Source organism: Streptomyces sp. MMG1533 (assembly GCF_001279775.1).
Taxonomy (GTDB): domain Bacteria; phylum Actinomycetota; class Actinomycetes; order Streptomycetales; family Streptomycetaceae; genus Streptomyces.
Genome location: NZ_LGDG01000033.1, coordinates 1 through 1215, shown reverse-complemented (window position 1 = coordinate 1215; position 1215 = coordinate 1). Strand labels below are relative to the sequence as shown.

Below are 1215 nucleotides of genomic sequence, written 5' to 3'. Positions count from 1 at the left end.
ATCCGATGGGCACGGGCCACGGTCAGATCATGGCAGCGCCCCGGCAGGGCCGGCGACAACCACAGCACCTCGCCGTGTGGATCCGTGACCACCTGCACGCCTACACCAAGACGGCCATCGAACTCCTGGCTGACCGCGCGCCCGGTCTGTTGCGCGCTTTGCGCGAGGCAGACCCTGAGTTCGTCCTGCTCGACGGCACCCTGGCCGAGTGCGACCGCCTCGGCGACCGGCCGCGCCGACTACTCGGCCAAGCACCGCCGGCACGGGGTGAACGTGCCTCGCCCCCGACGTCCTACGCCACGCCCTGCTGCGCACCCACGCCCGCACCGGCCTGCTGGACTCGCTCAGCGAGGACGAGCAGGCCGCCGTCAACCGGCTGCCCGACTCCGACCCCGCGGCCGCGCTCGCCGTCAACGGACTGCTCGCCGCGCCCACGAAGCCCGAGCTGGCCCGCGCCCGCGGACCGCGTCGTGACGGGCGACCCGGACACGGTCGTCGCCTCAGCGGCGAGACTCTCCACCAGCGGCCGTTCCTTCACGCAACGTTGCTCGACACCTCGAAGCGTGAAGAACGGCCGCCCTGCTGTCCGGGAACGAACCAAGATCAGCGGGTCAGGTGAACGGCGGAGGTTAAACGCCAAGCTCAGGACTGCTACGGGTACACGATGTAGGCGTGGCAGTCGGCGCATCCCTTGATGTACGCCCAGCGGAACTTGCCGCTGGGGCTGGTGAGCTTGACCTCTCGTGCGTCGTGGCGCCAATCTCCCAAGCTGTCACCCATGACACGGAGCCAGGCGTGACCGTCGCACCAGGCCGTCCCGTCGGTAGGGTTATCGCCCTTGATGGCCCGTGCCGACGTCGAGGTGACGTAGAGCGTGTAGATGTTATTGCACGAGCGCTCGTACTGGAACTTGCCCGGGCGGTCGACGATGATCGTGTCGGACCCTGCTGCTGAGGCGGGGGTGGTGGCGAGCATGAAAGCCGCGGCTGCGGCTCCCAAGGTTGTGGCGATGCGCTTGCGCATGAGGTGTCTCCCCGTGTTCGGTGGTGGTTGGTCAACCGCGGCCAACATAGAAGGCATGACGCTCACGGAGCACCTATAACTCTGTAGGGTTCCCAGTGAGGTCTTTCAGCGTTGCCGCTCCAGAGCGAGGACCGCTGCTGCGATTGACGTCATTCGATTCGGGCTGCACCGAGCTCGTCGGAAGATCCGCCA

The 1215-nt window shown here is 67.4% G+C and carries 2 protein-coding genes and 3 pseudogenes; 1 reads left to right on the top strand and 4 read right to left on the bottom strand.

The annotated features are described in order from the left end of the window. Window positions 1–107: pseudogene (locus tag ADK57_RS48820) on the bottom strand (IS5/IS1182 family transposase); the annotation flags it as partial. On the opposite strand from ADK57_RS48820, the pseudogene ADK57_RS47005 reads away from it, so the two are divergent. After that, window positions 96–297: pseudogene (locus tag ADK57_RS47005) on the top strand (IS5/IS1182 family transposase); the annotation flags it as partial. The pseudogenes ADK57_RS48820 and ADK57_RS47005 sit on opposite strands and share 12 nt — an antisense overlap. Here ADK57_RS47005 and ADK57_RS49815 read toward each other — a convergent pair. The 3 genes and pseudogenes from ADK57_RS49815 to ADK57_RS48815 all read right to left on the bottom strand — a co-directional run. Beyond that, window positions 293–538 (bottom strand): hypothetical protein, encoded by a 246-nt coding sequence (locus ADK57_RS49815; protein ID WP_159050020.1) that lies wholly within the window; start codon window positions 536–538, stop codon window positions 293–295. The pseudogene ADK57_RS47005 and the gene ADK57_RS49815 overlap by 5 nt on opposite strands. A 113-nt stretch (window positions 539–651) precedes the next feature. Further along, window positions 652–1023, bottom strand: a complete 372-nt coding sequence (locus ADK57_RS06635) for a hypothetical protein (RefSeq protein WP_053748415.1) — start codon at window positions 1021–1023, stop codon at window positions 652–654. A 105-nt stretch (window positions 1024–1128) separates the two neighbouring features. Next, window positions 1129–1215 (bottom strand): annotated as a pseudogene (locus ADK57_RS48815) (IS5/IS1182 family transposase); the annotation flags it as partial.

Excerpts from the sequence above, each read along its gene's own strand:
- ADK57_RS06635 (WP_053748415.1), bottom strand. The coding sequence starts at position 1,023 with ATGCGCAAGCGCATCGCCACAACCTTGGGAGCCGCAGCCGCGGCTTTC.